The sequence below is a fragment of the Microbacterium sp. NPDC087868 genome, assembly GCF_044900755.1.
Taxonomy (GTDB): domain Bacteria; phylum Actinomycetota; class Actinomycetes; order Actinomycetales; family Microbacteriaceae; genus Microbacterium; species Microbacterium galbinum.
On sequence record NZ_JBJDNO010000008.1, the window covers coordinates 50021 to 54482 of the forward strand.

Sequence of the window (4462 nt, forward strand, 5' to 3'; positions counted from 1 at the left end):
TTCTGGTCGTTCGGGCCGCTGTTCTCCTCGATGTCCGGTGTCCCCGATTCGGGCTGCTCCCAGACGCGCGCGCCGCCGAAGCGCAGGTCCTCCACCCGCACTTCGGCCGTTTCGGGCTCGTCGGTGGTCCAGCCTCCGGCGTAGCCGGACTGGAAGGGCACCAGCCGGCCCGGGCCGGTCTTGGCGATGCCGCGGCCGGGCAGCGACGGATCGAAGCCGGCGGCGATGGGGTCCTCCACCACGTCATTGGAGTCGGCGGCGTCGGCCATGCGCAGGGCCACGCGCAGGTTGGTATTGGCGCGCAGGTTGTCCTTGATCACCCCGGCCGGGCGCTGGGTGGCCAGGATCAGGTGGATTCCCAATGAACGGCCGCGCTGGGCGATGTCCACTACGCCGTCCACGAATTCCGGGACCTCCCCGGCCAGGGCGGCGAACTCGTCGACCACCAGGACCAGGGCCGGAGGGGTCTCCGGGTCCTGGCGCTTTTCCAGCTCCAGCAGGTCCTTGGCCTTCTTGCGGTGGAAGAGCTTCTCGCGGTGGTGCAGCTCGGCACGCAGGCTGGTCAGCGCGCGGCGGACCAGGTGCGGGGAGAGGTCGGTGACCAGCCCGACGCAGTGCGGCAGCTCCACGCAGTCGGCGAAGGCCGAGCCGCCCTTGTAGTCCACGAAGAGGAAGGTGACCCGGTCGGGGCTGTACTCGGCGGCCATCGCCAGCACCCAGGCCTGCAGGAATTCGGACTTGCCCGAGCCGGTGGTGCCGCCTACCAGGGCGTGCGGGCCCTGGGTGCGCAGATCCAGGCTCATCGCATCCGGGGTGCTCTGGCCGACGTAGGCGCGCAGGGTTCCGGCGCGTTTGAGCCGCGGCCGGGGCCCGGTGGCGGCGCGGTCGATCACCGAGTTGTTCTGCTTCCAGCGCTCGAGCACCGCGTCCGGTGCTTCGGCCAGATCGTTGCCCAGGATGCGCAGCAGCGACACCGAGTCCGGGATATCCGAAGAGTCCGGGACCAGCGAGCTGGAGTCAACGATCGGAGCCAGCCGACGGGCGAAGTGCTCTGCATGCTCGCGCGAGACCCCTTCCACGGTCACCTTGCGGGCTTCTTCGCCGGCGCGCACCCAGCCCACGCGGGCATCCTCCAGGCCCCGGGTGACATCCACGAAGGTGCGGCAGGCCGCCGGCAGGGACTGGACGGTGGGGGCCACGAAAATCGTGTAGATGCCCACGGCCGGTCCCCGCTCGATGATCTGCGAGAGCCGAGCGCGGTCCACCGGGGCGTCATTGCTGACGAACAGCACCAGCGAGAGGTCCTTGGCTAACGGCACGCTGGTGTTCTGCTCGCCGGCTTCCTTGCCCAGCTCCATGGAGGAATTGCGGGTGGACAGCGGGCCCAGCCGGTAGGAAGCCGGGTCGTTGCGCCGGGCGATGAGCTCTTCCAGGGCGTTGAGCAGCACGGTGCCCGAGGTCTGCGTATCGGCCAGCGCCAGCTGGGCCAGCGGGGAGCGCGGCCCGGTGGTGTGCGGCAGCCACTTGAACCATTCCAGGTCCCCGGTCCAGGCCGGGTCGATGATCGCGGCGGTGCACAGGTCGTTGGGGGCGTGCAGGCCGAAAAGCTGCACGGCCAGCGAGCGCAGGACATCGGCGGACTGCAGCCGGGGCCCGGCAATGCCGATGGCGCCGGCAGAGGGCAGCAGCTCGATGATCGGCACATCGTCGATCATCCGGTATTGCTCGGTGAGCTCTTCGACCCGTTCGACGTATTCCTGCAGTCCTGCCCGGTCCGCCAACGGGGCCACGGTGGTGCGGCTGCGGGCGGTTCCCGAGCCCAGCCGCAGGGAGAGGAAGTTCCAGTGCTCCGGGCGTCGGGTCCAGAGCAGCTGGCCCAGGGACTCGGCCTGCTCGAAGACCGTTGCGGTGGCTGGGGCTTCGCTGCGCCGGTGGGCGCGTTCGGCTTCCTCCCCGGCCAGCAGGCCATCTTCCAATGCCTCGAATTGCCGTTCGAAGGTCTCGATTTCCAGGCGCAGCTTGTTGTTGTTCTGGGTGCGCTGGCCGATCAGGTTGCCCAGCATCATCAGCGGCGAGACCAGCACCACGATTAGCGACAGCGCGCGCTGGGTCAGCGAGAAAATGGTCAAGCCCATGATCAGCGGTGCGAAGATCATCGGCCAGGGGAAGAGCTTGGGGCTGGCTTCCTGCGGGATCGCCGGGCGAGGCAGTTCCTCGCCGGGGTAGCGGATCTCCACCCGCGGGGAGCGGTTGAAGAGGATCGAGCCGCCCATCTCGTAGACCGGGGACTGCCCCGTGGCGGTCCCGTGCAGCAGCTCGAAGTAGACATCCGTGGCGCCCAGGGTGATCAGCTGGCCGGGGATCACCGAGACGCGCTGGGCCAAGCCGCCATCCACCAGGATGCCGTTGGCGGAGTTCAGGTCCACCAGCTCGATCTTGCTGCCCACCTCGATGCGCGCATGCCGGGTGGAGACCATGCGGTCGTTGAGCACCACGGTGGCCTTCTCCGAGCGCCCCACATAGGAGGTGCCGGCGGGCAGCGCGAAGGCCATGCCGGCATCCGGGCCGTTGGCCACGCGCAGCACCGCGGCCGCCGAGCCGCCTGAGACGAAGGCGTCGGTAGTCGGCACGACTTCGATGGTGAAGCCCGAACCCAGTTCCGCTTCGGCCAGCGGGGTGTGCGGATCGAGCTGCACCGGGGCGGTGCCGGTGGCCGTGGCCAGCAGCGTGGGGTGCTCGGGAACCTGCTCCCCGGCCAGGGCGCGGGCGGCATCTCCCACGGTGGCGGTCGCATCGCAGGTCAGGATGACGTCCACGGTGCTGGTGTCCGGTCGCCTGAGCGTGGCCTTGATTTTCACTTGGCGGTCTCCTGGAAGGTAATGCGGAAGGTGCGGCTGCCGACTTGGACGACGTCACCGTCATTCAGATGCAGGCGGACATGGGGCGGTGCATTGTGCGGGGCGCGGGAGGCGACGATGACCTGGGTGCCATTGCTGGATCCCAGGTCCATGATCCAGGCATTCGCCCCGTCGCAGCCGAAGGCCAGGTGCGTTTTGGACATCAGACGTTCCGGGTCCTTCAGCGCGACCAGCAGTTCATTGCCGGTGCCCGCGGTGGCCTGGGGCGCACGCCCGATCAGCCCGGATTCGGGAACCGGGATGTAGGACCCGTCGTCGAAGGCGAAGGCCGCGCGGCGGACGATTCCCAGACCTTGCTCCGAAGGCGAATGCCAGTCGCTGTTTTGCGCCCCGACAATGCCCGCGGTGGACCGGGCACGCGAAGGCACGGCGGCCTCTTCGCGCTCGGCGTCATCTTCGATCGTGCCCAGCGGCGGCAGATGCTCGGAAATGTCCCGGTCCGGGCGCGAGAGCAGGTATTCGGCACGGGCCAGCGCCCGCGGGTTGGTGGGGTCCAGTCCATTGCGGATATCGACCACATAGGTCTGGGCAATCTTGTCCAGCCAGCCGCGGCCGTGCTCCTTGTCGAACAGGCAGGAGACCAGTAGCAGGACGGGGCCGATGAGCGGGATGAGATGGCTGAGCAGGAAGGCGAAAGACGCGACCATAACGCGGGGGAAACCCGGTGCGGCGAAGCGGCCCAGTCCGGTGGCGCGCAGTCGCATCGCGGACTTGCCGGGCGAAGAGCCCTTGCGGCTGTTCATCGTGAGCAAGACAATCAGGTAGACCAGCAATAGCAGGGCACTGACCGCGGACAGGACCAGCGGAACGGTGGAGTACTGTCCAGTCACCCGGAAAATCACGTAGCCGATGCCGGCGGGCAGCAATGCAGCCAGCGAAATAGCGTAGTCGATAAGGTAGGACCAAATGCGCAGGCGTGCTTCGGCCGGCCGCATTCCGAGGGTGGAGGATTTGGCGAGGGCTGCTGCTGAAACGACGTCCATGGGACCTTTCTACTTCAGTTCAATGCCGGCCTGCCACGGGGAGTTCTCCCCATTGAACGGAGGCCATCTGCCACATTATTCTAGACTGTGAACGAACTAGAGTGGCCCGGCAAGCGGGCCAGTCGACGAGTTGAGGAGCATTGTTGTGACTGATTTCAAGGCCAATTATGGCGAAATGGAAGCCATGGCATCGAAGCTTGATACCGGGCGCGAAGACCTGGATGGCGTTCTTGAGCAGCTGCAGTCCGGCGTGGACAAGCTGCTGGGCGAAGACTTCACCACCGAGCACGCTTCGGGCCAGTTCGGCGAAGGCTACAAGGACCTGAACGATGGCTTGAAGAAGGCTTTCGACGGCATTAATGACATGGCCATCGCCCTGCGCGACATGATGGAGCAGATCCAGGACACCGACCGTTCCATGGCTGGCAAGTAGGACCATTTTTTACGGGGTAATGTGGCCGCCTTGGGAAATTACGGGCGGCCACATTTTTCTTGCACCGCCTGATCCTTGAATACCGAATTGTCCTGCAGCGTCGTCGCTGGATACCTGAGGAGTCGTTT

3 protein-coding genes are annotated in these 4462 nt (G+C 66.7%); 1 reads left to right on the forward strand and 2 read right to left on the reverse strand.

What is annotated here, in order from left to right; genetic code table 11:
- Nucleotides 1-2858, reverse strand: a 2858-nt coding sequence (locus tag ACI2JZ_RS17840; protein WP_404598771.1) for an FtsK/SpoIIIE domain-containing protein, incomplete at its 3' end; no start/stop codon positions are given.
- Nucleotides 2855-3901, reverse strand: a complete 1047-nt coding sequence (locus ACI2JZ_RS17845; protein WP_388023348.1) for an RDD family protein — start codon at nt 3899-3901, stop codon at nt 2855-2857. The genes ACI2JZ_RS17845 and ACI2JZ_RS17840, both read right to left, overlap by 4 nt.
- A 145-nt stretch (nt 3902-4046) precedes the next feature.
- On the opposite strand from ACI2JZ_RS17845, the gene ACI2JZ_RS17850 reads away from it, so the two are divergent.
- Nucleotides 4047-4334 (forward strand): WXG100 family type VII secretion target, encoded by a 288-nt coding sequence (locus ACI2JZ_RS17850; protein ID WP_066141890.1) that lies wholly within the window; start codon nt 4047-4049, stop codon nt 4332-4334.
- Nucleotides 4335-4462 lie beyond the last annotated feature (128 nt).